The sequence below is a fragment of the Nostoc sp. PCC 7107 genome (assembly GCF_000316625.1).
GTDB lineage: Bacteria > Cyanobacteriota > Cyanobacteriia > Cyanobacteriales > Nostocaceae > Nostoc_B.
The window spans coordinates 2,445,456-2,469,849 of the sequence record NC_019676.1; the positions used below are offsets into that span (position 1 = coordinate 2,445,456).

Below are 24,394 nucleotides of genomic sequence, written 5' to 3' on the forward strand. Positions count from 1 at the left end.
CACATCCATTTATTCTATCAATTTTAATACCGGACTTAATTTTCTCCGATCGGAGAAAATTAAGTCCGAAGTGTAAAGCATTTGGCAATCAAGTCGAAGGAGATTGTGCCTTGAGAACTCGTAAGTGGTTGATAAAAGCCAGCAGATCAGCCTTTCGATGTATACGATGGTGCATATTGCTAGGCTTTTGCATTTTACTATACGCCCAGTTGATTGAACCAGATTGGATTGAAATCAATTCTTTACAACTGACATTACCCAACCTCGCATCAGAATTCAACGGCTATCGCATCGTCCAAATCAGTGATATTCATCGAGATAGATGGATGAGTCCGCAGCGTCTACAGCGGATAGTCCGACTTGTTAACCAACAAAAACCAGACTTAATTGCAATTACAGGTGATTTAGTTACACGCAATTTATCAAAATTAATCCCTTCACTGACTGTTTCTTTAGCTAAATTCACACCCAAAGATCAAACTGTAGCAGTATTAGGTAATCACGACTACGAGAATGATACGCCAGCAATTATCAAAGCCATCAAACAAAGTAACATTGTTTACTTAGGTAATGATATTTACACCCTCAAACGAGGTGGTGCTATGCTACACATTGCTGGTGTAAATGATGTGCAGATGGGGAAAAGCCGCCTAGATTTAGTGATGCAGCAGTTACCCAAAGAAGGTGCAGCAATATTATTAGCCCACGAACCAGATTTTGCTAATACTAGTTCTGCAACAGGGCGCTTTGATTTGCAACTTTCAGGACATTCTCACGGTGGGCAGATACGGTTACCATTTATCACACCGCCTATACTCCCGCCTTTTGCCAAAAATTATTACTTGGGAAAATATCAGGTAGGCAAGATGTTTTTGTACACCAATAGAGGTTTAGGAATGACGGGTTTGCATCTGCGTTTCTTTGCTCGTCCTGAAATTACTGTATTTACTTTGGTTCCGCCAAGTAATCCATCTGAGTAACTCAGTTAGAAAAATCATGGCGATGTGCGATCGCTTTGTCGTTGTTTAAACTCTGATGAAGATGCGATCGTGCTAATTGATATTGGCACTCATGATGAGGTTTATTGAAAAAAATAAAATGATGAGCTTGACTGTAGGTTGAGTGGAACGAAGTGAAACCCAAGAATGCCAAAATCTCTGGATGTTGGGTTTCGTTCCTCAACCCAACCTACTCCTGAAAATCCCAATGATGAAAAGGCATTTCAAGCTGCAATGGAAGTGTTAATAAGCCATCGTAATCCGGCTAATCGTTATCCCTACCTTTTTGAGCTAGAAAATCCTATAAATTAAAACACTTATTAATCAATATTCCATTCTTGAAAAGAATCTATAAAATATTTACAAAGAAGAGCTATTGTATTTGCTGATTTGTAAACATCTTGTTCATTTTCAAATACCCATCCACTTGGATACAAACCAAGCCAAGTAGATAAATTTATTGTAAATGGCCCAATTCTGGTTTCTGTATTGTCTTCATTCAATTTTGTAATGATATGTGAGTAATAATAGGATGAATTATTGTCAATAATGACGAAAGTAGAAATTTTCCAATTTTTAGATATTTGCTGATCGAAGCAAATATCAGCATAAAATTTTGGTTGCAGTATTTCATCTAAAGCATTTATAATGACTTTTCTAAGAAATCTTTTAGAATATTTTTTTAATCTCTTATTTTGTTCACTCAGTATTTTTCTCAAATCTTCGTTTTTTGTTTTGACATAAAAATTATTGAATATTACTTCTTCTTCATCGGTGATTTTAATACTTAAATTATTGAGAAATTCCCCTTCGGATTTTTTTATTAGTATAGGCAGTATTTTTGACTGTTCTTTCTGAGAAAACCTTGATATAACTTCTACAATTTCTCTTGCAAAGTAAGACTTCATCCCTGACAGACGTTCAAAAGCAGTTTCATATTCTTTTTCTGCTTCTTTCAATCGCCATTGATAATATTTGATTTCAAACTCATAGTAAAATAGCTTATGATTCATAGCAGGAAAACTACGATTAGTAATTCTAGTAATGTATCTTTAAATATTTGCAGAAATTTTATGCTTATCTATTGTGCTTTATCCTAATTATTGTGAGCCAGGAAGACATCAAACTGTGCTTGGTTAGAAAAAAAATTGTAGGTTGGGTGTAACGCAGTGAAACCCAACCCACCTTTAAATGAACTGTTTTGGTCGTGTCACACCACTACCATTTTCTAAATTATTCAATAAGGCATAAAGGTATCTAATCTGCCAAATACTGCCATATCTTCTGCATCTAATTCTACTGGTGTACCACTGCGAATTAATTCAGCAAAATCTTCATTAGGAACCATAATTGTCAATGTATACAAGCGACTAGAACCTGTATTTTTAATTAAATGTGTACCTGTAGGCGGCACTAGTAAACTATCTCCGGCTTTAATGGCAACTTTTTTACCATCACAAATAGCCACTCCTTCACCTTTGAGGACAAAAAACATTTCTAATGCCCATTGATGGCGATTTGCTGGGGTTTTTCCACCAACGTCAAAAATTTCTATACAACAAGTTAAAGAAGTGTTGGCGTTGGTTGAATCAAAGATAATTGCTAACCGATTAGTATCCTGGGGACTGATACGGTACGCTTGATAATCTTTAGGAGATTTAATAACAGGAATTACGCAACGAGTAGAGTACATTGATTAACCCCCTCCTGTTAATTCAGGGTGATTTAAAGCAGTGAAAATTGCTTGTGAGTCAGTGACAAAACCAAAGCATTGTTTGACGTTATATAAAGTTGCTAACCAACAATAATCGGGTGACGTTGTTGCCGTACAATCTTTAACTAAAATGCAGTCATATCCTAAAAAATTGGCATCACATAGTGTAGTTAACACACATTGATCAGCATTCACACCAGCAAAAAATATTGTATTAATTCCCAAATTTCGCAGGATACTATCTAAGGGCGTGTCCCAAAAACCACTCATGCGGTATTTGTCCACACTGATATCTTCGGGTAACTGTGGTAATTCATCAACGACAGCAGCAGCCCAACTACCTGCCATCAAAACTTTAGCACCGTTTTGCGGTAAAGGGTCGCCTAAACCAACACCATAGCCTGTGGGGTTATAAACGTGATGCGAAGCCGCACTGATATTGAGTAAGTCGGGACGATTACCCCAATTTATCCAAATTACAGGCACGTTAACATGACGCAGTTTGGGGAGTAAATTATTTAATGGTTCAATTGGTTGACGTGCGGGGGTGACATCCACGCCAATATGCGCCAACCAGCCATCGGGATGGCAAAAGTCGTTCTGCATATCAATTACGAGGATGGCAGATTTTGACAAATCAAGGCGCAGGGTTTTGGTTTCGGTTGATAAAATAACGGGTTGTGGGGTTTTGGGAGGACGAGTAATATCTGCGATCGCATGATCTACCATCCAAGCATTTGGCGCAACTCCCAAAGTCCGCAGAGGCTGATTCATAAATTGCAACACCCAACACCTTTTTCTATTTTGTAACTTGAAATGTAGTAGAGCGTTCAATTACTTAATCAAGGTTTAACTCGTGAACTTTACTATTCAAAATGTTTTAATTGCCACAGATGATGCTTACACAACTACAGATGTACAGGTTGTGGAGGGTAAAATCTCTGCTATTGCACCCAACCTTGATGTTGTGGGGACAGCAGTTAACGGGGAACACAAACTGCTACTACCCGGTTTTGTCAACGCCCACACCCATTCTTCGGAAATGTGGCAACGGGGGATTATGTCAGTTTTGCCTTTAGAATTATGGCTGGCGGAACTGTATGATTTTGCCCCCCTAGACACCGAAAAAGTTTACCTCAGTGCTTTAGGAACTGCGGTAGAAACTTTACTTTCCGGCGGTACGAGTGTAGTAGATCATCTGGTGTTAATTCCCGGACAAGAGTTAGAAACCATCGCTACTGCAGTTCGCGCTTACCGAGAAATTGGGATTCGGGCTTTTATTGCACCTTTAATTCAAGATGAATCTCTGACAGCCGGTATTCCCTCTGGGGAGACAGAACGCAATCACGAACCTTATTTTCGTTCAACGGCGGACACCCTAGACATGATTGAGGAGGCGGTGAGACAGTTTCATCGCCCAGAAGAGGGTGTGAATATCTTAGTTGCGCCTACAGGGATTCAGTTGTGTAGTGATGCTTTATTTACTGGTTGTGTTGAGTTGAGCGATCGCTATAATTTATGTCGTCACTCGCATTTGCTGGAAACCAAAGCCCAAGAAAAACTCGCCCAAGAAAAGTACGGTTGTAGTGCTGTTGAACATCTTAAACGCCTTGGGTATTTAGGCGATCGCACTTCTCTTGCCCATTGTGTTTGGTTAAATGATATTGATATTGAAATCCTCGCTGAAACTCAATCTACCGTTGTTCACAATCCTTTAAGTAATTTGCGCTTAGGTAGCGGCATTGCCCCAATTTTAAAATATCGCCAAGCTGGGGTAAATGTCACTTTTGGTTGTGATGGTGCTTCGAGTAATGATTCGCAAGATTTATTAGAAGCTATTAAAATTGGGTCTATTCTCCACAACACCACAGAACGAGATTATCAATATTGGATTACACCCCGACAATCTGTAGAAATGGCAGCTTTAGGCGGTGCAAAAGGCTTGAATATGGCAGATACAATTGGTTCTATAACTGTGGGTAAACAAGCCGATTTAGTGCTTTATGACTTGACAACTTTATCATTACTGCCCCGGACAGATCCCATCGGTTTATTAGTTTTAGGACGACCTACTAATGTTGTTGATAGTGCGTGGGTAAATGGCAAACAAATAGTGGCTAATGGTCAATTTACTACCATTAATGTAGATGAATTGCGGCAAAAATTATTTCAGCTTAGTCAATGGGATACTCAACGTAAGTCACAAACTGTAGCGGAAATTGAAGCACATTATCGTACTGTGATGGGTTTAATAGATTAATATTTCCCATGCAAAGACGCTAAAAAAAACTTTGCGTCTTTGCGCCTACTCTGCGATAAGCTACGCGAACGCCGAATGCGCGAAAATATTATTGTGAGGCGCGTTGACGGAATAAACCTGTCATACTCACACCAGTAATTAACAAGCCAACTAATCCTAACCCGTTCAAGATGGGGTAAATTTTCTCTAAATGAATGATTTCTAATGTATGCAGTCCTAAAAGGAATTCGCCTAACTCATCTTGGCGTAACCATTCATGGGCTATGGTATATCCCATACCAGTTAATACGGTTAAAAATAAAGGCAAACATAGAATAATGGCTATCTGGCGGTGGTAGCGCCTAAACATTCGATTCATAAACAGTTTTTCAACAAAGTAAATTTTAGGGTATCAGTTTTAGCATCGTTTTAAGCCAGAAGTTTTATTACAAATTCTAAACCTTTACCTTGTATAGAGTTTAATTCTCAAGTGGCGATCGCATTCTCGTTTAATACAGAGAAAATTAACTACAAAAAAGTTAAAAAAGTTACATTTTTATGTATGCTTGATAGCCAAGTATCATAGCTGTACATTTTCGGAAGTTAATATGGAACGTGCTATTTCTTTCTTGGGAATATTAGTATTCATTGGGATATCTTACGCATTGTCTGTTGAACGTCAAGCCATTCGTTGGCGAACAATTGCTTGGGGGTTGGGATTAGAATTTATTTTTGCTTTACTAATTTTAAAAACACCTTGGGGTTTAAATATCTTTAAATCTTTAGGAGATATTGTTAGTAATTTTTTGGCTTTTTCAGATGTTGGTGCAAAATTCGTCTTTGGAGAAAATTTTAAAGACCATTTATTTGCTTTTCAAGTACTGCCAACTATTATCTTTTTCTCAGCCTTTATTAGCGTTTTATATTACTACGGAATTTTGCAGCGAGTTGTCAATATTCTGGCTTGGGTGATGATTAAAACAATGAAAACATCCGGTTCAGAGTCTTTATCTTGTGCGGGTAACATCTTTTTAGGGCCGACAGAATCTGCACTCATGGTCAAACCATACATAGGAAATATGACCTTATCAGAACTCCATGCAGTGATGACAGGAGGTTTTGCCACAATTGCTGGTGGAGTTTTAGGCGCTTATCTTTCCTTTGGTATTCCTCCAGAACATTTAATTGCAGCTTTTTTTATGACTGCGCCAACATCGTTAGTTGTCTCAAAATTAATGTACCCAGAAACCGAAGTTTCGCAAACAGCAGGTCAAGCCAAAATTGATGTAGAAACGAATTATGTTAACGTTATTGATGCAGCTACAACAGGCGCGATTGATGGCGTAAAATTAGCCGTTAATGTTGGGGTAATGATTATTGCCTTTTTAGGATTACTAGCCGCTTTCAATGCTTTGTTAGGATGGTTGGGTTCTTTGGTGAATTTACCCCAGTTATCTTTGCAATTAGTATTATCTGTTGTCATGGCTCCCGTAGCTTGGTTGATGGGTACACCTTGGAAAGATTGTCAACAAGTAGGGGCGCTATTGGGAACAAAGACTATTTTAAATGAATTTATTGCTTTTTTAGATTTAAAACAGCTAATTCAAGACGGCAAAATTTCGCAACGAGCCGTAATTATTGCTACTTACGCATTATGCAATTTTGCTAATATTGGCTCAATTGGAATTACAATTGGCGGATTAACTGGTTTAGCTCCTCACCGCCAGCATGACTTAGCTAAATTGGGTGTGAGGACAATGATTGGAGGATTATTAGCAAGTTTTATTACTGCTTGTATTGCGGGAATTTTAATTTAAAAAATTGCTGAGTTTTTATCTGTACTTCTTGATTTTTTTGCTCTCGAAATAGCCTAGTTTCCAGTTTTCTGGTTGTTTTAAGTCATTGATATGCCCTTGAATAATCAGCAACATCGCAACACGAGTGTTTAAATATCCCCGAATAATCCGATTTTCTGGCTTTGGATAAACACCTGGAATTACAAAACCACTCACATTTAAAAGTTGTCCACAGTAAGTTTTATTTCCTGGTAATGTGAGAGTAAAAAAGCCATCATTTTTATAAATATTGGGAATGATAAATGTCCCATAGACATGATGCTGTCCTCGCCAAGGTTGAACTACTAAATCTACAGGATTAGCGTAATATTTTTCTTTGAATGATGTTGCAGTATATTTCCATTTATCGCAACTAACCACTGGTGAAAAGTCTGTGAGTAAAGTAAAACTCAAAATAGCAGCTAAAGTGATAAAAAATATTAAATAAAATACCTGATATCTTCGCACTGGTCAGATTGTGAGATTATTTGTTTTGGTTTTATTTTAGCAACTTGGGAAATGTGGCGATCGCATACTAAAATGTATGCAATATAATTGGTACTTAAAGTCCGTGGACTTAAAAGCATCACACCCTCTTTAGTTATTGCTATGACAGCACCTAACGAAAAAGATATTAGAAAAAAATTTGGTGAACGCCTCCGTTATCTCCGAGGTATTTATAAGCTTTCTCAAGAAGACTTGGCACACTTATGTGACTTAGATAGAAGCTACATCGGAGGAGTCGAGCGTGGAGAGAGAAATGTGAGTCTTCTAAATATTAAGAAAATTGCCGATGCTTTGTCCATTTCACCTAGAGAGTTTTTTGATGAATAATAGAAAATATACGCCTCAAGGAATTAGTAATAGTTGCTAACCTGAATAAACCTTTTTTTGATGATTTTATTAGCTTCTTGTCAATACATCTTTGTACATAAATCATTTACAAGCAGTTTGGCTTGACTCCATTTCTTTAGAGATAATTTATCGCGGTCTTTATCATTTTTATGTCGCTCATCAAAAAGGTAAGCCAATTGACCCTATCAAGTATTTCGCTGCACCAGAAAATCAAGATTTTGGTATTGTTAAACAACAACGAAAACCAAACGTGAAGCTAATCGTTGCACCCTTCCCTGATAAACAACGAGGCACACCTGAATTTTTCTTTCAGCCATCTTCTCAAATCCCCTTGACAACTGCAACACCGAAAAAACGAGGTAGGTTCCATAGTGTGAGCAAGAGTAGTTAAAAGCTTACTCGACAGTGCAGCCGTTGATATATCACTGATACTGACAAATGCCAAAATAGACATTAATATTGCCACAAAAAAGCTGCGTTTTAGCATAAGCCAACTATTCCATATTTACTAAATACATCTTAATAGAGGTAAGGTGTATAGCAATACTATTAGATAAGGAAGATAAAGAATATGCCTTTTTCTGATGTCACCAGCAATTTTTAAAGTATTTACTTGAACTTATTTCTCTAGACATAGTGATATTTTCTCACTATTAGCTTGAAATAATCATTATATTTACGAATGACAAAATCTTGATAATTTTTGGACAATAAAACACAACAATGCCTTATTGAAATCTTTAAAATGTTTACATACATCAACAATTTTAGACATCAGGAAAAAAAATATTCAATTAATAAAAATTTATTTTTATATATCATCCTGGGGATAGTTTACGGTCAAGATAAACAGCATCATATCTCTCCAGGCAGCGTTAAAAAATGTTTAAGTGTGGCGCGAGAAAAGCTACATCATGAAATAGGAGATATAAGATTACAGGGAATTCTAGAATTAGAAAGATTAGCAACTTATCATCGTCCACACCACGGCGAAATAATAGAGCTTCTCGCTGCTTTTGTGCGTAAAAGCTCTTCTCAAAAGACTAACAAGGAGATTTATCCAGATATTCAAGCAGCTTTGAATGTGATTACTAGAATAGACACTCACAAATATTTAGCATCGGCACAAATTGATTTAAGCTATACAGACTTAAGAGGCGCAAATCTCAGTGGCGCAAACCTCGCTGGTGCGAACCTTTATCAAGTTAATTTATCAGGAGTCAACCTCGCTGGTGCCAACCTCAGTGGTGCAATTTTAAGCGCAGCCAACTTATCTGAGGCAAATCTTGTTGGTACTAACCTTTCTGAAGCAATTCTGAGTGCAGCTAATTTATCTCAAGCAAACTTAGCAAAAGCAAATTTGGTCAAGGCTAATTTTTATCTTGCTAATTTGTCTCAAACTAATCTGCAAGATGCCATCCTGGATAAAGCTAATTTCCGAGAGGCAAAATTTTCCGGATAAGAGATGATAAATACTGAATAGAGAAATGTTTTTTCGACATTACTATTAATTTACCGACACCAAAGCCTTTGTATTGCCACTGATCAGGGTGAAAGACTAATAAATATTAAGAAATTATTAATTATTGCCTACTTGGTTGTCAAAATATCATTACAAAGACAACTTAAAGTTATGAAAGTACTATCAATAAAAATCCGTAACTGCATATTCAAAATTTTAGCGAAATGTTATACTCGTCCCAATATCTAAGTAATAATTCTGTATTGTGAGGAATATTATTCCTATGTCTGCAAATAAGACAGACAAAATGTTGCGTTGGTTGATAGGTACGACAGTTATATTCGCGATCGCACTGAATATAATTGTTTTTGCTGCCTCCAATAAAAAGGAGCTATCAATTTCGCAGCAAATACAATATAGAACCCAAGCATTAACCACGACTGCCATCATGTTTTTAGGATTAGCCGTGATGATTAATGCTTATTATGCAGGCAAACGGACAGAGGCAATGCAGAAAAATGCGATCGCCTCGGAAAAGAATGTCGAACTGAGTATGCAAAATGCTCAAATTTCTCAAGATAGATTGATTGCAGATAGATTTATGGCTGCTATTACGCAGCTAGGTCATGAAAGAATCGAAACGCGCATCGGGGCAATTTATGTTTTAGAACGCATCGCCCAGGACTTTCCCAAAGAACATTGGACAATCATGGAAATCCTTGCGGCTTTTGTGCGGGAAAATACAGGTATTCCCACAGAAGCCGAACTCTTCAAAGAAGAAGATGCACAGCCGATATATTGGGGTAAACCAAAAAATAGAGTGCTGACAACAAAGCACGGAGAACGCAACAGTGAAGAAGCCCCTAAAATTCGTCGGGATGTGCAAGCCGCACTAACAATCATTGGCAGACGTAATTCGCTATTAGAATTGGAAAGTCAAAAATTAGATTTACGCAACATAGATATTCGGCGAGCAGACTTATTAGGAGCCAATTTAGAAAGGGCAGATTTACGCGGTGCAGACATTTCGGGAGCAGATTTGCGCGGCTCTAACCTCTGTGGAGTCAACCTCCACAGCGCAAAACTGGTTCGCTCAATTCTCTATGAAACCAATTTACAAAAAGCCAATTTGCGCGAAGCCAACTTACAAGGGGCAAACTTGAATCGAGCCAATTTGCAAGGGGCAAACTTGCGTGCGGCAAATCTTCAAAATGCAAGTCTGCGTACAGCCAACTTGCAAGGGGCAAATTTGTATAAAGCTAATTTACAACAAGCAACATTAAAAGTTGCTAACCTTTCTGGTGCAAAGTTATTTTTGGCTAACTTACAAGGGGCAAAGTTGGGTAAAGCGAATTTGCATCTGGCTGGACTGATTGGCGCTAACCTACAAGGAGCGAACTTGAATGGTGCTAACTTGTCTGGAGCAAATTTAAACGCTGCCAAACTCCAGCAAACAGAAGTTTTCTTTGCCAACCTCACCGAAGCGAGTTTGACAGAAGCCGATTTATATCAAGCTAACTTGATGGGAGCCAATTTGAATCGGGCAGTTTTATATGAAGCCAATTTGTCTCAAGCCAACCTCATCGGCGCAAATTTATTTGGCACAAACCTGTGTGATGTCAAACTAGAAGGTGCAATTCTCACAGGTGTGAAAAATTTAGACTCACAACAGATTGGCATGGCAGTAGGCGATCGCACAACCCGTCTACCCGATGATCTCGAAGCTCCTACCCACTGGCGACAATCGAGTTAGAAGGCAGGAGGCAGGAGGCAGGGGGCAGGGGGCAGGAGGCAGGGGGAAAATATATTACTAAGCATGTTCAAGTCAGCGATTTATGAGAAAATTTTAAGGCCAAACATAAAAACTCTTTCCCCTAGCCCCTACACCCCATTTTCACGACAGAGGTAATACCACCATTGGAAAAACTCTTAAAAATCTCAAAAATTATTGACACCTGTACAGAATTTATTGGTCGATTTACCAGTTGGCTTGTGTTAGTCATGGTCATACTGGGAGTGTGGAATGTTATCGGGCGATATTTGGGGCGATTTACTGGCAGCAACCTCACCTCCAACGCTTATATCGAAGCTCAATGGTATATTTTTGATTTAGTTTTTTTGCTGGGAGCCGCTTACACTCTCAAGCACAACGAACACGTCCGTGTAGATATTTTTTATAGTAATTGGCAACATCGGCGCAAAGCCATTGCAGATTTAGTGGGTACGATATTTTTCCTGATTCCCTTCTGCGTGATGGTGATAGTTTTTTCTTGGGATACAATCATTGCTTCTTGGCAGATTCAGGAAAGTTCACCTGATCCTGGTGGTTTACCACGTTACCCAATTAAAGCGATGATTATTGTCGCCTTTGTATTGCTGATTTTTCAGGGAATTTCTCAGGCAATTAAAAACTGGGCAATTATCCAAGGCAGACTAGAAGCTGGAGAAGAACAACATGACACTGGCTTATGAATGGCTGGGGCCAATAATGTTTGCGGGTGCTTTGGTGTTGTTATCCTTGGGATATCCAGTAGCATTTTCCCTCGGTGGTGTGGCTATTATATTTGGCATATTGGGAATTAGCTTGGGTGTATTTGACCCAATATTTCTCACTGCAATGCCACAGCGGATATTTGGCATTATGGCTAATTACACCCTTTTAGCTATCCCTTACTTTATCTTTCTAGGGTCAATGCTAGAGAAATCTGGCATAGCGGAACGGCTTTTAGAAACGATGGGGATTATGTTGGGACGGTTGCGTGGAGGACTGGCCTTAGCTGTGGTGTTGGTGGGGGCATTATTAGCAGCTACGACAGGTGTAGTTGCTGCCACAGTAGTAGCGATGGGTTTGATTTCCCTGCCAATTATGTTGCGCTACGGCTATAACAAACAATTAGCCACTGGTGTCATTGCAGCATCGGGTACTTTAGGACAAATTATTCCGCCGAGTGTGGTTTTAGTAGTTTTAGGCGACCAACTTGGTGTGTCTGTGGGGAATTTGTTTATTGGTTCAGTGATTCCTGGGTTGATGATGGCCAGTGCCTTTGCGCTTCATGTGCTAATTGTGGCATTTTTGCAGCCAGATGCTGCACCAGCTTTACCTGCACACGTGCGAGAAATTGGCGGTAAAGCTTTGGTGAAAAGAGTAATACAGGTGATGTTACCGCCTTTGGTTGTGATTTTACTGGTGTTAGGGAGTATCTTTTTTGGTATTGCTACCCCAACAGAAGCAGGTGCCGTTGGTTGTGTAGGTGCGATCGCTCTGGCTGCTGCTAACAATAGACTAACCTTATCATCTCTGCGTCAAGTTTGTGATACCACTTTGCGAATCACCAGTATGGTGGTGTTTATTTTATTTGGTTCTACAGCTTTCAGCTTAGTATTTCGGGGACTAAACGGCGATCAATTTATGTTTGATGTCCTCGCCAATCTTCCTGGGGGCAAAGTCGGCTTTTTAGCCGTGAGTATGATTACAGTGTTTATTCTTGGTTTCTTTATTGACTTTTTTGAGATTGCCTTTATTGTCATACCTTTATTTGTGCCTGTTGCCCAGCAATTAGGCATTGACTTAGTTTGGTATGGTGTAGTGTTAGGGGCAAATCTGCAAACTTCGTTTTTAACACCACCTTTTGGCTTTGCTTTATTTTATCTCCGTGGTGTTGCGCCTCCAGAAGTGACAACATCTGATATTTATCGCGGTGTCATACCATTTATTTTGCTGCAATTGTTAGTTGTATTGTTAATTATTGTCTTCCCACAAATTGTGAGTTTCTTACCTTCTTTGGGCAGTTAACATCAATACGGGCGATGTTGATTGCCCAAAGCTCTAAAGTAACTGGGTTTGTACTCAGCATTTTGCTATATCTACTATTTAACAACACTCTCTGGGTTTCGAGATGGCTGTACTAAAATGCTGTGTAAGGTCTGTAACAAATCCTTTGTTGTATATGGCTTAGGAATAAATTGTTTCACTCCAGGCATTTTGGTTAATTTACTACTGGCTGTCAAACCACTAACAGCAATCACCTTGACTTGAGAATTCATTTTTTGCATCGTACTAATAGCAGTAGTGCCATCCATTGATGGCATCATCATATCCATTAACACGAGGCTAATTTCGTCTTCGTGTTGAGCATAAATAGCGATCGCTTCAATGCCATCACTAGCGGTTAATACTTTGTAGTTGTAAGTTTCTAAAGAAATTTTGGTAGTTTCTAAAATTCCACTTTCATCATCAACTACTAAAATTAATTCTCCGTTACCTTTGAGCAATTCTAAGTCTTCCACTAGGAGGGTATTTGCTACTTCCACTGCTGGCAAGAAAACTTTAAATTCTGTACCTCTGCCAACTTGACTGGAAACATTGACAAAACCGCTATGACTTTGGATAATGCCTCTGACAGTAGACAGACCTAATCCGGTACCTTTACCAATCTCTTTGGTGGTGAAAAACGGTTCAAAGATTCTATCAATAATCTCTGACCGCATCCCCATACCTGTATCTGCAATAGTTACTACAATGTAAGCGCCGACACGCGCATCCAGATTCATTCGCGCATACTGTTCATCTATGAAAAGATTTTCCGCAGAGATTTGGATATTACCGCCTCTGGGCATAGCATCACGGGCATTAACTACTAAGTTCATCAGTAGTTGATGAAGATGTGTTGCATCGCCAATTACAGCCCAAAGTCCTGGCTGAATGTTGTGTGTTAATTCAATTGATTTAGGAAAAGTCTCTTGGACAATTTGCTGGATTTCGGAACATAGATGGCTGACTTGCACAATGGTACGCTGACCGTCCACTCCCCGCGCAAATTGCAAAACTTGCTTGACTAAAGCGGCTCCACGCTTAGAATTAGTTTCTATGGTTTTCAACATCTGCTGATTGCGCTCGTTAGTATCGGGCATTTTGAGTTGTAGCAGTTGTGCAGCAGTTAAAATGGGAGTCAGGATATTGTTCAAGTCGTGAGCGATACCACTGGCTAGTGTACCGATGCTTTCTAGACGTTGAGCGCGAAGAATTTGACTTTCTAAATGTTTTTTTTCGGTAATATCAGTATTAACTGTCAAAATTGATTTTGGTTGATTATGGCGATCGCACATTAATGTCCAACGACTAGCCACAATCACATCTTGTCCTTGTTTGTTAACTTGTTTTAATTCTCCTTGCCAAAAGCCAGACTCAGTTATATTTGCATAAATATTTTGGATTTGCGATAAAGTTTCCGGTGTATACAAAAGCTGATTGACATTCTCTCCCATGACTTCTATTGCTTTCCAGCCATACAAATGTTCAGCGCCTTGATTCCAAAAACAAATTTGATTATCAAAATTTTTCACGATAATTGCATCGCTAGTTACATCTAACAAAGCTGCTTGTTCGCGGATTTTTTCTTCAACTTGTAAACGTTCGGCAATTTCGATTTCCAAACGCAAATTTTGCTCTTGCAGAGTTTTGGTAAGGGTTCGCAACTTCAGATGCAGTTGAATTCTGGCTAATACTTCTTGGTGTTGCAGTGGTTTGGTGAGGTAATCTACTGCACCCAGTTCAAAGCCTTTGACTTTATCCAAAGTTTCTGAAAGTGCTGTCATAAAAATCACCGGAATATCTTGAGTTGCTTCCTTGGCTTTCAGACGACGACAAGTTTCAAAACCGTCAATTCCCGGCATGAGGATATCTAACAAAATTAAGTCAGGTTTACCATATTCTGCTATGGCGATCGCACTTTCGCCGTCTTCAGCAATTAATACCGTAAATCCGGCTTTACCTAAAAAATCAAACAGCATTTCTAAATTAATGGGAGTGTCATCAACAATTAAAATGACACCTAATTTATTAAAATTATTTTTCATAAAGTCTCAGAACACTTTTGGAGAAACTCCAATATTTGTTTCCCTTTAAAACCTTTTGCCAGCTGATATAAACAAGTAGCAAAAGGCTGTAACTTTTCATTCCGTTCTTCTAGTTTGAGCGATTTTTCCGCAATACTTCCTAAGTCACCCCGCATAGCCAAATCTAGCAAAATTGCCAGTTCATCTATGGGAGGAAGTACAATCGTCGCCTGAGATGTCAAGTTTAAAGGATAAATTGAACTTTTTTGATCATCCTTCATCTTTCTTACCTTGTCTTCATATACCCATTCCAATCCCAAGTGAATTTGTAACTTTTCTAAAAGTTCGGCTTTTTGGATAGGTTTCGGTATAAAGTCATCACACCCAACTTTTCGGCTTTCTTGTTGATTAAATTCAAACACACTTGCTGATACGGCAATTACTACAATTTCTTGAAAATTTGGTAACAATCTCAGGCGACGGGTAGCTTCAAAACCATCCATTCCTGTCATCACTAAATCCATCAGAATCAAGTCCGGCTGAAATTCAGGCATTTTCTGCAAACAGTCTAAGCCATCACTAGCCGCCAAAACTTCAAACCCTAAAGGCTCTAAAATATTGACCAAAACTGAGCGATTTTCCCATTTATCATCAACAACTAAAATTTTGCATTTAGAGCCAGAAATTCCAATAATATTCAGTTCAGTAATATCAATATTTGCCAGTTGTTCAACTTCTGGTAATTCTAAATCTAGCCAAAAAATACTGCCTTTTCCCAGTTCACTTTCGACAAACAATTCACCACCCATCATCTGCACCAATTGACGGCTAATTGTTAAACCTAATCCGGTTCCTTCTGTCTTCCGACTATCCTCACCCACTTGTTTAAATGGCAAGAATATGTCTTCTAATTGCTCCTGAGCAATGCCAATGCCTGTATCTTCTACTAAAAAACGAATCTTCAACTGTGGAGATTGAGCAGTAAGTTTATCTGTATCTAATATCCAGTCTCTATGCTGGTTTACATAACCTAACTTAAAGGTTATACTACCTTTTTTTGTGAATTTTACGGCATTATTTAATAAATTAATTAACACTTGCCGTAAGCGTTTTTCATCACCACAAATTAATTCAGGTAGATAACCAAGAGGTTGGTAAACTAAAGCTATCCCTTTAATTTCTGCACGTAGCCGACAAATTTCTATAACCCCATCTAAAAAAGCTGAAAAATTAAATTTCTTCAACTCTAGCTCCATTCTCCGAGCTTCAATTTTAGAAATATCTAAAATATCATTAATTAGTGTTAAAAGATGTTCCCCACACTGATGAATAATGTTTACACCATTCCGTTGTTGATTACTCAAAGAGTTATCTGTTTTAAATATTTGTGTATAACCCAAAATACCATTTAGAGGTGTACGTAGTTCGTGACTCATATTCGCCAGAAATTCGCTCTTAGCGCGGTTAGCATCGGCGGCGACTTCTTCGGCTTTTTGGCGTTCCTGAATTTCTTGTTGTAGTTGTAAGTTTCTTGCTTGTAATTCTAAAGTGCGTTCTTTAACTTTTGTTTCTAATGTCCGATTATATTCTGCTAAATCATGATAGAGGCGAGCATTTTCTAAAGAAATTGCCGCTTGTGATGATAAAAGTTGTAAAACTTCTAATCTTGCTGGTGTAAATGCCCCAGCAATTAATTTATTTTCTAAGTAAAGAATACCAACCAACTTACCCTGATTCACAATCGGGCTACATAAAATAGATTTTGGTTGATGCAGGACAATATAATTATCTGTTGTAAATACGCCCTCAGAAGTAGCATCGTTGAGAACAACATTTTCCCGCGATCGCAGCACATAATTAATTAGCGATATTGGCAAATTTTGGCTAGATTCTAACGGGTTTGACTGTCGCACATTGATTTCAGTTTGACCAAACTTACCCGATGCTTCAATAAATAAATTATCGCCTTTAGTTAAAATTAAATATCCTGTTTCTGCTCCAGCATTTTCTAGCAAAATGTACATCAATTTAGCTAGTAGTTTGTCTAAAACAATTTCCCCAGAAAGAGCTTGTGAGGCTTTCATGACTGTGGCTAAATCAAAAGCTCCACTGATATTGTGATTTATCGAGTGCATCAGCTGATTTTTGTCTGAATTTAGCGTTTGACGTTTTGACAGTCGCGCCACAATTTGGGGATATTTGGCTTCTAAATCTCTCAACTTGGCGATCGCACCCCAGTTACTATATCCATAGTAAGCATCTGTAAGATAAACTTGAGCGACTTTTTCTCTACCACTGGCAAAATAAAACTTTGCGGCTAATTCATTGGCGAGAGCCTCTTCTTGGATATATCCTTGGGCTTTAGCCCCAGCAATAGCTTTGTCATAATCTGCCATTGCTTGCCAACTTTGATTTAAAACTCGCCCTTTCTCTGCTTCTACAAGCTCATATTTATGCTGAAAATTCATCGGTGCATGATCTGCCCATTTCCGCATTTTTGCTTGATTAGTTTGCACTTTATCTAGCAGCAGTTTTTGGTGTGGAGATTCAGCCGATGGGTAGATAGCTAGGTGTGCTAAAGAATCGTAGAAATAAAATAATGGCACATTTAACCATCCTGTGACCCCATCTAAATACTGTTCTGCTTGAATAGCATTTTCCACAGCTTTAGCAAAGTCACCAAATAGATAACAGAGAACTAGTTTATTCAGGAATACATAATGAATTACTGTGCGCTCATTTGATTGGATGTGGAATGGTAACAATTGCTCTTCGTTATAAGCTTCACCAATTAAAAGGCCAGGTTTTTCCGATAGTCCAATTAAATTCAAAACTGCCTGGTGAAAGACTTGATGCCATTTTAGGGCAGTCTCTTGATGAATCTGAGCGATCGCCTTACTATATTTTGCCATTTCCTGTTCTAGGTTGCTTAATTCTGCACCACTCCAGTAGGCATATTGACACTTATTACTGGCAGAATAACCTGTATGTACTAAATCCCCAGCTTCTAATCCACTTAAATAAGCATCTTCTAAAAGCGGTAAAGTTTCTCTTACATGATGTTTCCAATGAATTATAAAAGTCCCAACTTTAAATAAAACTTGGCTTTTTACTTCATAAGTATCTAAGCTTTCTAATAAGCTTAAAGCTAATTTTCCAATTTGATAAACTTCTTCAATATCTTGTGATAAACCACTCAAAACTACACTAAAATCAGCAAAACCACTCGCTGAAAACGGCGTATTTCCATACTGAATAGATAAGTTTACTTGTTGACAAGCCATCAAAATAAATAATTCAGGCGCAGATTGATATGCAGCAGGTACTAAACTTGCTATTAGTCTCATTGCTGCTAGTTTGTCAGCATCTGTCATTGAAGGCGAATTAATGAAATCTTCTATTCCTTTACCTGCTAAATAAGTTTTGGTTTCTTGAATAGCTTGCTGAATATCTAAATCAGTTGGTACTTGGTTGAGTGTTACTCCTAACATTTCCAAAGCTTCTAAACCAAGGTTCACTGCTGCAATTAGTTTTCTTTGGACTTCACAACTTTTGATTCGCAACTCATAAACCTTCACTTTTTCCAGTTGCGTTTTAGCTTGTTGCAGCACTATTTCGGCCAATAATTCCATTTGCTCAAAGTCACCGCCCAAAAATGCCGCTTCTGCTGCTTCTTGATGTAAATTTAATGTTAACTCATATTGCTGATGCCAACTATCAGTTGTTAATAAGCTCAACGCTATCTTGCAATAGCGCACAGCAGACTCATACGCGGCGGCGGCTTTCGCTTTTTTACCTGCAATCAGATTGAGTTCAGCCAATTCATATTTCTCTGACTCTGGGTTTAAAAAATCAATACCATAATTTAGGTGATTTACTAAAGAAAAAATATGTTCTTTTTGCTCTTCTCGTGATGTTTTTTGTAAAAGTAATCGACCAATTTGGAAATGTGTGGCTTTTTTCTGCTCATCGGGAATTAGCAAATAAGATGCTTGCTGCACACGGTCATGTAAAAACTTGTAAGTAATTGGTTGCTGTAACGAATCTGTGAGCAATTTTGCCTCTAGCTGTTCATTCAAAACTAGAGGTATTTTATAAGACGCATCTAAAGGTAAAATTAAACCTGCTTGTAAAGCTTCCCAGAGTTCCGTTGCTGTTACTGTCCATGATTTTTGGTTAACAATACTCAAAACATCTAAATTGAATTTATCGCCGATACAAGCAGCTAATTGTAAAATTTTTTGGGTAGTTAGTGATAATTTTTGAATTTGATTGATCATCAATTCAATGACATTCTCGGTAATTGCAATGTTTTTTATCAATGCAATATCCCACTGCCAAGATGCTGTATTAAAATTAAAAAACAACAAGTTATCTTGATAAAGAGATTTGAGTAATTGAGTAACAAAAAATGGATTACCTTGGGTTTTATTAAAGATTAGATTAGCTAGTTCTTGTAACTCTTCTGATCGATTTTTAAGGGTATCACTAACTAATTGTTGGATCTGCCAATTTTCTAAAGATTGAAGTATAATATGATTAACATTTATATCCTTTCTTTGTAGTTCCTCTAAAGCTAATATTAATGGATGAGTCGGACTCACTTCATTATCACGATATGCACCTATTAATAGTAAATATTTACTCTCGCTATCACTCATCAGTAGTTGAATTAACTTGAGAGATGCTATATCTGCCCATTGTAAGTCATCCAAAAAAATTACTAGCGGATGTTCTGCTTGCGAAAATACATAAATAAATTTTTGAAATAAGCGATTAAAGCGGTTTTGCGATTCATTAATTCCTAATGCTGGGATTTCAGGCTGAGTACCAATAATTTTTTCGACATCAGGAATCACATCAATAATCACTTGACCGTGGACACCAACTGCTGATAAAAGTTTGAGTTTCCAGTTGGTGATTTTTTCAGCGCTTTCTGTTAATAATTGGCGGATTAATTCTTGAATAGCTTGAATTATTGCCGCATAAGGTATATGGCGTTTATACTGGTCAAATTTTCCGGCAATAAAATAACCGTTCTGGCAAATAATCGGTTTATAAACTTCATTAACTAAGGAAGATTTACCAATTCCCGAATAACCGCTAACTAATATTAACTCAGTTGCGCCAACACTGACTTGCTCAAAGGTATCTATCAATTGAGCAACTTCTTGTTCTCGACCATAAAGTTTTTGTGGAATTAGCAATTGACTAGATAAATCAAGTTGACCAACAACAAAATTATCAATTTTTCCAGTTGCTTTTAGCTGGTTTAAACATAATTCTAAGTCAGCCTTTAACCCCAAAGTATTTTGATATCTTTTCTCGGCAGTTTTAGCTAATAACTTCATAATAATATTAGACACTGCTGGAGGAATTTGAGAATTTAATGCTTGAGGAGATATGGGAATTTTGGCAATATGAGAATGAATTATTTCTAAAGGGTCATTTACATCAAAAGGCAGCTTACCAAGCAAAATTTGATATAGTGTCACACCTAAAGAGTACAAATCAGTGCGATAGTCTATTGAACGGTTCATTCTCCCAGTTTGCTCTGGTGATATATAAGCAAGATTACCTTCTAGCAAATTGAGATGATTAACTGTCTGAGTTTCTTGATATAGGCGTGAGGCATTACTAAAATCTATAATTTTCATTTCATAGGTATTAGGGTTAATTAAAATATTGCGTGGTTGAATATCTTGATGAATAATCTGATTTTGGTGTAGCTGAGATAATGTTAATGCTAATTGAATTGCTATTTGTAAGAAATTGTTTAATTCTAAGGTGTTTGTGTTAATAAAATCCTGAAGTATTTCGCCAGGAAAATCTTCTAATATCAGGGCTATGCCGTTTTGTATACTTTCTAAAGCGAGAGGTTGAATCACTCCTAATCTTACTAAAGATTGCAGTGTTTGATACTCGGATCTAATGCGAGTGATTTGCTCGATTGTCGGATAAACAGTTTTAAGAGTTTTGATGATTACTGATATTTGTGCTGATTCTTTAAAAGCACGGTAAATACAGATATTTATGTCATCATAAAGAACTTTGATGAGATTGTAGTCGGCAAGAATAATACTCATGTTTATTTTGTCACTTGCGTGAGCTAAATCTTGAACTCAGTGTTCAAGGCACTATTTTAGTATTACTAAATGATTTTTTAGTATAATTCTCAATAATCTTCAGGTGGGCAATGCCGATAACATCAAAGTTTGTTTTTCTTGGAACTAAAAGCATTGCCCACACTAGAAAAATTGAGATAAATTATGGGTATAGAACTGATGTATCTTCATCCTAATACAAATAAACTGGTTTGATTGACTATTTTTTGGGCGATCGCCACCCACATAACCGCACTTAACAGCAAACTTATATCCCCACACGCTGCTATGCTTTGTGTGGGTAAGCTATTACTTGCTATTACTAGAAGTGACAAAATTGGCGTAGCTCAATTCATTCACACGATTCCAGTTATAAACTTGTTGGCGAAAGTTTTTCCACTGTTCGTAAACTTGTTTAAAGTTGGGATCTTTACTGGCATTTTCTTCATATATCTCAATAGCAATTCGCTGTGCGGCTTGTAATATATCTTGGCTATAGGGAGTGAGTTGTGTACCACCAGCAATCAATCTCGCAAGTGCTGCACCATTCAAAGTATCGTACTCAGTGAGCATATTCATGTTGGCTTCAAAAGTCGCTGTCTTGAAGATTTCCTGATACTCTTTGGGTAACTTATTCCAAGCATTCAGATTTACTAATACATCTAAACATGGCCCTGGTTCCCACCAACCTGGATAGTAATAATATTTCGCAGCTTTATTTAAACCCAGTTTCTCATCATCGTAAGGGCCTACCCACTCAGCCGCATCAATTGCACCCCGGTCAAGTGACAAATAAATTTCGCCTCCTGGTAAAACTTGTACATTCACACCCAAACGCGACATGACTTGTCCGCCTAAGCCGGGAATTCGCATTTTTAAACCTTTGAGGTCATCTAAAGTTTTAATTTCTCTTTTAAACCATCCCCCCATCTGCGCCCCAGTGTTACCGGCGGGAAAATTAATAATGTTAAAACTGGCGTAGATTTTCTGAATCGCTTCTAAGCCACCGCCATGATATAACCAAGCATTTTGCTGTTGGGCATTTAAACCAAAGGGTACAGAGGTGGCGAAAGCTAAAACTGGACTTTTACCGATGTAATAATAGCTGGCTGTGTGACCACATTCTACAGTTCCAGCTTGGACAGCATCTAAAACTTGCAGTCCTGGGACTAACTCACCAGCCGCGAAGGGGGTAATTGTAAAACGACCGTTAGTCATTTGCTTAACACGTTCTGCAACTACTTTTGCACCAATGAAAGTCCCCAAACTTTTAGTCCAACTAGTAGCCATGCGCCAGCGAACAGTTGGGAGTCCAGCTTGCACTCCGGGAGATGTGGTGCTACGACTACAAGCCGCTAGGGTAGCAGCAGTGGCTGTGGCTAAAGCAGCTGTGTTTAAAATCTTTCGGCGTTTCATCATGCTTGGTAATGTTAATAATTGACTATCAAAATCGCAGTCTTTAAATTTTCACACCTTTGCGATCGCCTAACTGGAAAAAGTTTTGAGTGTTGAGTAAAAATCTGGTCTCTAGCTTCAGCGTCTCATTTTCATTTATTTTTGTATACACAGTTGATCATGCCTACCAATTTTTATGACAAATTCTGCAAACCAAGTTTATCCAGTTATTTGGCACAACAATTCAGTTTCACTAATTGACCAAACCCGTTTACCCAATGAATACGCCTTTGTGGAAATTCACCGCAGTGAAGATATGGCGCTGGCGATTAAAACCATGATTGTGCGGGGTGCGCCGGCTATTGGTGTGGCTGCGGCCTATGGGATGTATTTGGGGGCGCGGGAAATTATCACCAGCGATGCCTTCGGCAACGTCTTCGACGAACGCACTGAGTTTTTAAATAAACTAGAAATAGTCGCCCAATTATTACGAGAGACTCGTCCCACGGCGGTAAACTTATTTTGGGCAATTAACCGAATGTTAAAAACTGCCCACGCAACATTGGGAAGCGTCGAAGATATTAAACAAGTTTTATTTCACACTGCCCAAGCCATTAATGCGGAAGATTTGCAAACTTGTCAGGCGATGGGTGATCATGGTTTAACTGTACTGCCCAAAACACCCGAAAAACTCACCTTACTGACTCACTGTAATGCAGGCGCGTTAGCAACAGCAGGTTATGGTACAGCCTTGGGAGTTGTGCGTTCGGCGTGGCGCGAAGGGCGTTTAGAACGGTTGTTTGCCGATGAAACCCGCCCCCGCTTGCAAGGCGCAAAACTCACAGCTTGGGAATGTGTGCAAGAAAATATACCTGTGACAGTAATTACCGATAACATGGCCGCCCATTGTATGCAGCGGGGTTTGATTCATGCTGTAGTTGTGGGGGCTGACCGCATTGCTGCTAATGGTGACACAGCGAATAAAATTGGTACCTATAGTTTAGCGATCGTTGCTAAAGCTCACAATATACCCTTCTTTGTGGCGGCACCTTTTTCTACTGTTGATTTTGCATTATCTGACGGTAATCAAATCCCTATTGAAGAACGTCACCCAGAGGAAATTTACCAAGTTGGGGACACAAGACTCACACCTGAAGGCGTGGAATTTTATAACCCCGCTTTTGATGTCACTCCGGCAGAGTTAATCACAGCCATAATTACAGAAAATGGGGCATTTGCACCTGGTGATTTAGCAAAGTACCAGTTAAAACATTGTATTAACTAACAATTATCTCAATCATGAACAAACCTAGCTTAATAACCGGATTAATTATCTGTCTGATTTGCATCACTAGTTGTAATAATTCCTCTACAGAAATTGTCAAAGAAACTCCCACAAATAACTCTGATATGACACAGATTTCTAGTCAAAGCTCAGTAGTTACTGCATCACCTGAAACAACTCCGACAACAGATGTTTCTCTATCAGAAAATCCAGAAACATCTAAAACTGTCTTACCAAGCATTGGTACAGTGAAAGAACTAGTTAATGGTGATTTATTGTGTTACGCCACATTAACTGATGAACAAGGAATTGAACATCAGGTAGGCGCATCCTTTGAAATTTGTGCAGAATCGGCAAAATTTTTAAACAAAAAAGTGCGTGCATCTTACACTATTGAATCTGTGAGTGATTGTCAAAGTGCTGAACCATGTGGCAAAAGTAAGAAAGAATCGATAATTACCAAGATGGAAGTGTTGAGTTAATAAAAAATATAGCTGACTATTAGATTTTAAATTTGAGATAATAGAAGGCCATTCGATTTTAGATTTTGGATTTGCGTTAGCGACCTAGGAGCGTCTTTTAGATTAACTTCAGATTTTCTTTTTAATCTAAAATCTAAAATTGGCTGACTTTTAGGCATGAGGTCAATCTAAAATCTAAAATCCAAAATTT

19 protein-coding genes and 1 pseudogene are annotated in these 24,394 nt (G+C 38.2%); 12 read left to right on the forward strand and 8 right to left on the reverse strand.

The annotated features are described in order from the left end of the window. Positions 1-110 precede the first annotated feature (110 nt). Both NOS7107_RS10475 and NOS7107_RS28985 read left to right on the forward strand, forming a co-directional pair. The gene (locus tag NOS7107_RS10475; RefSeq protein ID WP_015112944.1) at positions 111-980 is read left to right on the forward strand and encodes a metallophosphoesterase; all 870 of its coding nucleotides are present in this window, start codon (positions 111-113) and stop codon (positions 978-980) included. Positions 981-1,145: 165 nt separating this feature from the next. Beyond that, the gene (locus NOS7107_RS28985) at positions 1,146-1,310 is read left to right on the forward strand and encodes a hypothetical protein (protein ID WP_015112945.1); all 165 of its coding nucleotides are present in this window, start codon (positions 1,146-1,148) and stop codon (positions 1,308-1,310) included. An 8-nt stretch (positions 1,311-1,318) separates the two neighbouring features. On the opposite strand, the gene NOS7107_RS10480 is transcribed toward NOS7107_RS28985, so the two are convergent. The 3 genes from NOS7107_RS10480 to NOS7107_RS10490 all read right to left on the reverse strand — a co-directional run bounded on the left by NOS7107_RS10480 (position 1,319) and on the right by NOS7107_RS10490 (position 3,486). Beyond that, positions 1,319-2,011: a hypothetical protein gene (locus NOS7107_RS10480; protein WP_015112946.1), complete on the reverse strand. Its 693-nt coding sequence runs from the start codon at positions 2,009-2,011 to the stop codon at positions 1,319-1,321. 224 nt (positions 2,012-2,235) lie between these two features. Further along, the gene (locus NOS7107_RS10485) at positions 2,236-2,691 is read right to left on the reverse strand and encodes a cupin domain-containing protein (protein ID WP_015112947.1); all 456 of its coding nucleotides are present in this window, start codon (positions 2,689-2,691) and stop codon (positions 2,236-2,238) included. A 3-nt stretch (positions 2,692-2,694) separates the two neighbouring features. Next, entirely contained in the window at positions 2,695-3,486 is a 792-nt protein-coding gene (locus NOS7107_RS10490; RefSeq protein ID WP_015112948.1) for a cysteine hydrolase family protein, read from the reverse strand. 82 nt (positions 3,487-3,568) lie between these two features. On the opposite strand from NOS7107_RS10490, the gene NOS7107_RS10495 reads away from it, so the two are divergent. Further along, positions 3,569-4,972, forward strand: coding sequence for an amidohydrolase (locus NOS7107_RS10495; protein WP_015112949.1), 1,404 nt, complete (start codon positions 3,569-3,571; stop codon positions 4,970-4,972). Positions 4,973-5,060: 88 nt separating this feature from the next. Here the strand turns inward: NOS7107_RS10495 and NOS7107_RS10500 are convergent, their stop codons facing one another. After that, positions 5,061-5,330: a hypothetical protein gene (locus NOS7107_RS10500; RefSeq protein WP_015112950.1), complete on the reverse strand. Its 270-nt coding sequence runs from the start codon at positions 5,328-5,330 to the stop codon at positions 5,061-5,063. Positions 5,331-5,559: 229 nt separating this feature from the next. Between NOS7107_RS10500 and NOS7107_RS10505 the strand changes: the two genes are divergently transcribed. Next, positions 5,560-6,768 carry a NupC/NupG family nucleoside CNT transporter gene (locus NOS7107_RS10505; protein ID WP_015112951.1) on the forward strand — a complete coding sequence of 403 codons (1,209 nt, stop codon included), beginning with the start codon at positions 5,560-5,562 and terminating at the stop codon, positions 6,766-6,768. Between the two features lie 15 nt (positions 6,769-6,783). Here the strand turns inward: NOS7107_RS10505 and NOS7107_RS10510 are convergent, their stop codons facing one another. Beyond that, positions 6,784-7,254, reverse strand: a complete 471-nt coding sequence (locus tag NOS7107_RS10510; RefSeq protein WP_015112952.1) for a hypothetical protein — start codon at positions 7,252-7,254, stop codon at positions 6,784-6,786. Positions 7,255-7,395: 141 nt separating this feature from the next. On the opposite strand from NOS7107_RS10510, the gene NOS7107_RS10515 reads away from it, so the two are divergent. The 6 genes and pseudogenes from NOS7107_RS10515 (at position 7,396) to NOS7107_RS10540 (ending at position 12,896) form a co-directional block, all read left to right on the forward strand. Next, positions 7,396-7,620, forward strand: a complete 225-nt coding sequence (locus tag NOS7107_RS10515; RefSeq protein WP_015112953.1) for a helix-turn-helix domain-containing protein — start codon at positions 7,396-7,398, stop codon at positions 7,618-7,620. A gap of 124 nt (positions 7,621-7,744) precedes the next feature. Next, positions 7,745-8,032 (forward strand): annotated as a pseudogene (locus NOS7107_RS10520) (hypothetical protein); the annotation flags it as partial. A 354-nt stretch (positions 8,033-8,386) separates the two neighbouring features. Beyond that, the gene (locus NOS7107_RS10525; RefSeq protein ID WP_015112955.1) at positions 8,387-9,103 is read left to right on the forward strand and encodes a pentapeptide repeat-containing protein; all 717 of its coding nucleotides are present in this window, start codon (positions 8,387-8,389) and stop codon (positions 9,101-9,103) included. Positions 9,104-9,386: 283 nt separating this feature from the next. After that, entirely contained in the window at positions 9,387-10,856 is a 1,470-nt protein-coding gene (locus NOS7107_RS10530) for a pentapeptide repeat-containing protein (protein WP_015112956.1), read from the forward strand. 164 nt (positions 10,857-11,020) lie between these two features. Further along, complete coding sequence (locus NOS7107_RS10535) at positions 11,021-11,575, forward strand: TRAP transporter small permease subunit (protein WP_015112957.1); 555 nt, start codon at positions 11,021-11,023, stop codon at positions 11,573-11,575. Then, positions 11,559-12,896, forward strand: coding sequence for a TRAP transporter large permease subunit (locus tag NOS7107_RS10540; RefSeq protein ID WP_015112958.1), 1,338 nt, complete (start codon positions 11,559-11,561; stop codon positions 12,894-12,896). The genes NOS7107_RS10535 and NOS7107_RS10540 overlap by 17 nt, the downstream gene beginning before the upstream one ends. Before the next feature lie 74 nt (positions 12,897-12,970). Here the strand turns inward: NOS7107_RS10540 and NOS7107_RS10545 are convergent, their stop codons facing one another. The 3 genes from NOS7107_RS10545 to NOS7107_RS10555 form a co-directional block, all read right to left on the reverse strand. Continuing rightward, entirely contained in the window at positions 12,971-14,959 is a 1,989-nt protein-coding gene (locus tag NOS7107_RS10545; RefSeq protein WP_015112959.1) for a response regulator, read from the reverse strand. Beyond that, on the reverse strand, positions 14,956-21,024 hold the full coding sequence (locus NOS7107_RS10550) for a hybrid sensor histidine kinase/response regulator (RefSeq protein WP_015112960.1): 6,069 nt from the start codon (positions 21,022-21,024) through the stop codon (positions 14,956-14,958). The genes NOS7107_RS10545 and NOS7107_RS10550 overlap by 4 nt, the downstream gene beginning before the upstream one ends. A 327-nt stretch (positions 21,025-21,351) precedes the next feature. Further along, on the reverse strand, positions 21,352-22,458 hold the full coding sequence (locus NOS7107_RS10555; RefSeq protein ID WP_015112961.1) for a TRAP transporter substrate-binding protein: 1,107 nt from the start codon (positions 22,456-22,458) through the stop codon (positions 21,352-21,354). Between the two features lie 175 nt (positions 22,459-22,633). Here NOS7107_RS10555 and mtnA point away from each other — a divergent pair, with 175 nt between their 5' ends. Together mtnA and NOS7107_RS10565 are read left to right on the forward strand one after the other, a co-directional pair. Continuing rightward, on the forward strand, positions 22,634-23,722 hold the full coding sequence (gene mtnA / locus NOS7107_RS10560) for an S-methyl-5-thioribose-1-phosphate isomerase (protein WP_015112962.1): 1,089 nt from the start codon (positions 22,634-22,636) through the stop codon (positions 23,720-23,722). Between the two features lie 14 nt (positions 23,723-23,736). After that, positions 23,737-24,204, forward strand: coding sequence for a hypothetical protein (locus tag NOS7107_RS10565; protein ID WP_015112963.1), 468 nt, complete (start codon positions 23,737-23,739; stop codon positions 24,202-24,204). Positions 24,205-24,394 lie beyond the last annotated feature (190 nt).

Excerpts from the sequence above, each read along its gene's own strand:
- NOS7107_RS10515 (WP_015112953.1), top strand. The coding sequence starts at position 7,396 with ATGACAGCACCTAACGAAAAAGATATTAGAAAAAAATTTGGTGAACGC.
- NOS7107_RS10565 (WP_015112963.1), top strand. The coding sequence starts at position 23,737 with ATGAACAAACCTAGCTTAATAACCGGATTAATTATCTGTCTGATTTGC.
- NOS7107_RS10530 (WP_015112956.1), top strand. The coding sequence starts at position 9,387 with ATGTCTGCAAATAAGACAGACAAAATGTTGCGTTGGTTGATAGGTACG.
- NOS7107_RS10490 (WP_015112948.1), bottom strand. The coding sequence starts at position 3,486 with ATGAATCAGCCTCTGCGGACTTTGGGAGTTGCGCCAAATGCTTGGATG.
- NOS7107_RS10555 (WP_015112961.1), bottom strand. The coding sequence starts at position 22,458 with ATGAAACGCCGAAAGATTTTAAACACAGCTGCTTTAGCCACAGCCACT.
- NOS7107_RS10550 (WP_015112960.1), bottom strand. The coding sequence starts at position 21,024 with ATGAGTATTATTCTTGCCGACTACAATCTCATCAAAGTTCTTTATGAT.
- NOS7107_RS10480 (WP_015112946.1), bottom strand. The coding sequence starts at position 2,011 with ATGAATCATAAGCTATTTTACTATGAGTTTGAAATCAAATATTATCAA.
- NOS7107_RS10525 (WP_015112955.1), top strand. The coding sequence starts at position 8,387 with ATGTTTACATACATCAACAATTTTAGACATCAGGAAAAAAAATATTCA.
- NOS7107_RS10485 (WP_015112947.1), bottom strand. The coding sequence starts at position 2,691 with ATGTACTCTACTCGTTGCGTAATTCCTGTTATTAAATCTCCTAAAGAT.
- NOS7107_RS10505 (WP_015112951.1), top strand. The coding sequence starts at position 5,560 with ATGGAACGTGCTATTTCTTTCTTGGGAATATTAGTATTCATTGGGATA.
- NOS7107_RS10545 (WP_015112959.1), bottom strand. The coding sequence starts at position 14,959 with ATGAAAAATAATTTTAATAAATTAGGTGTCATTTTAATTGTTGATGAC.
- NOS7107_RS28985 (WP_015112945.1), top strand. The coding sequence starts at position 1,146 with ATGCCAAAATCTCTGGATGTTGGGTTTCGTTCCTCAACCCAACCTACT.
- mtnA (WP_015112962.1), top strand. The coding sequence starts at position 22,634 with ATGACAAATTCTGCAAACCAAGTTTATCCAGTTATTTGGCACAACAAT.
- NOS7107_RS10540 (WP_015112958.1), top strand. The coding sequence starts at position 11,559 with ATGACACTGGCTTATGAATGGCTGGGGCCAATAATGTTTGCGGGTGCT.
- NOS7107_RS10500 (WP_015112950.1), bottom strand. The coding sequence starts at position 5,330 with ATGAATCGAATGTTTAGGCGCTACCACCGCCAGATAGCCATTATTCTA.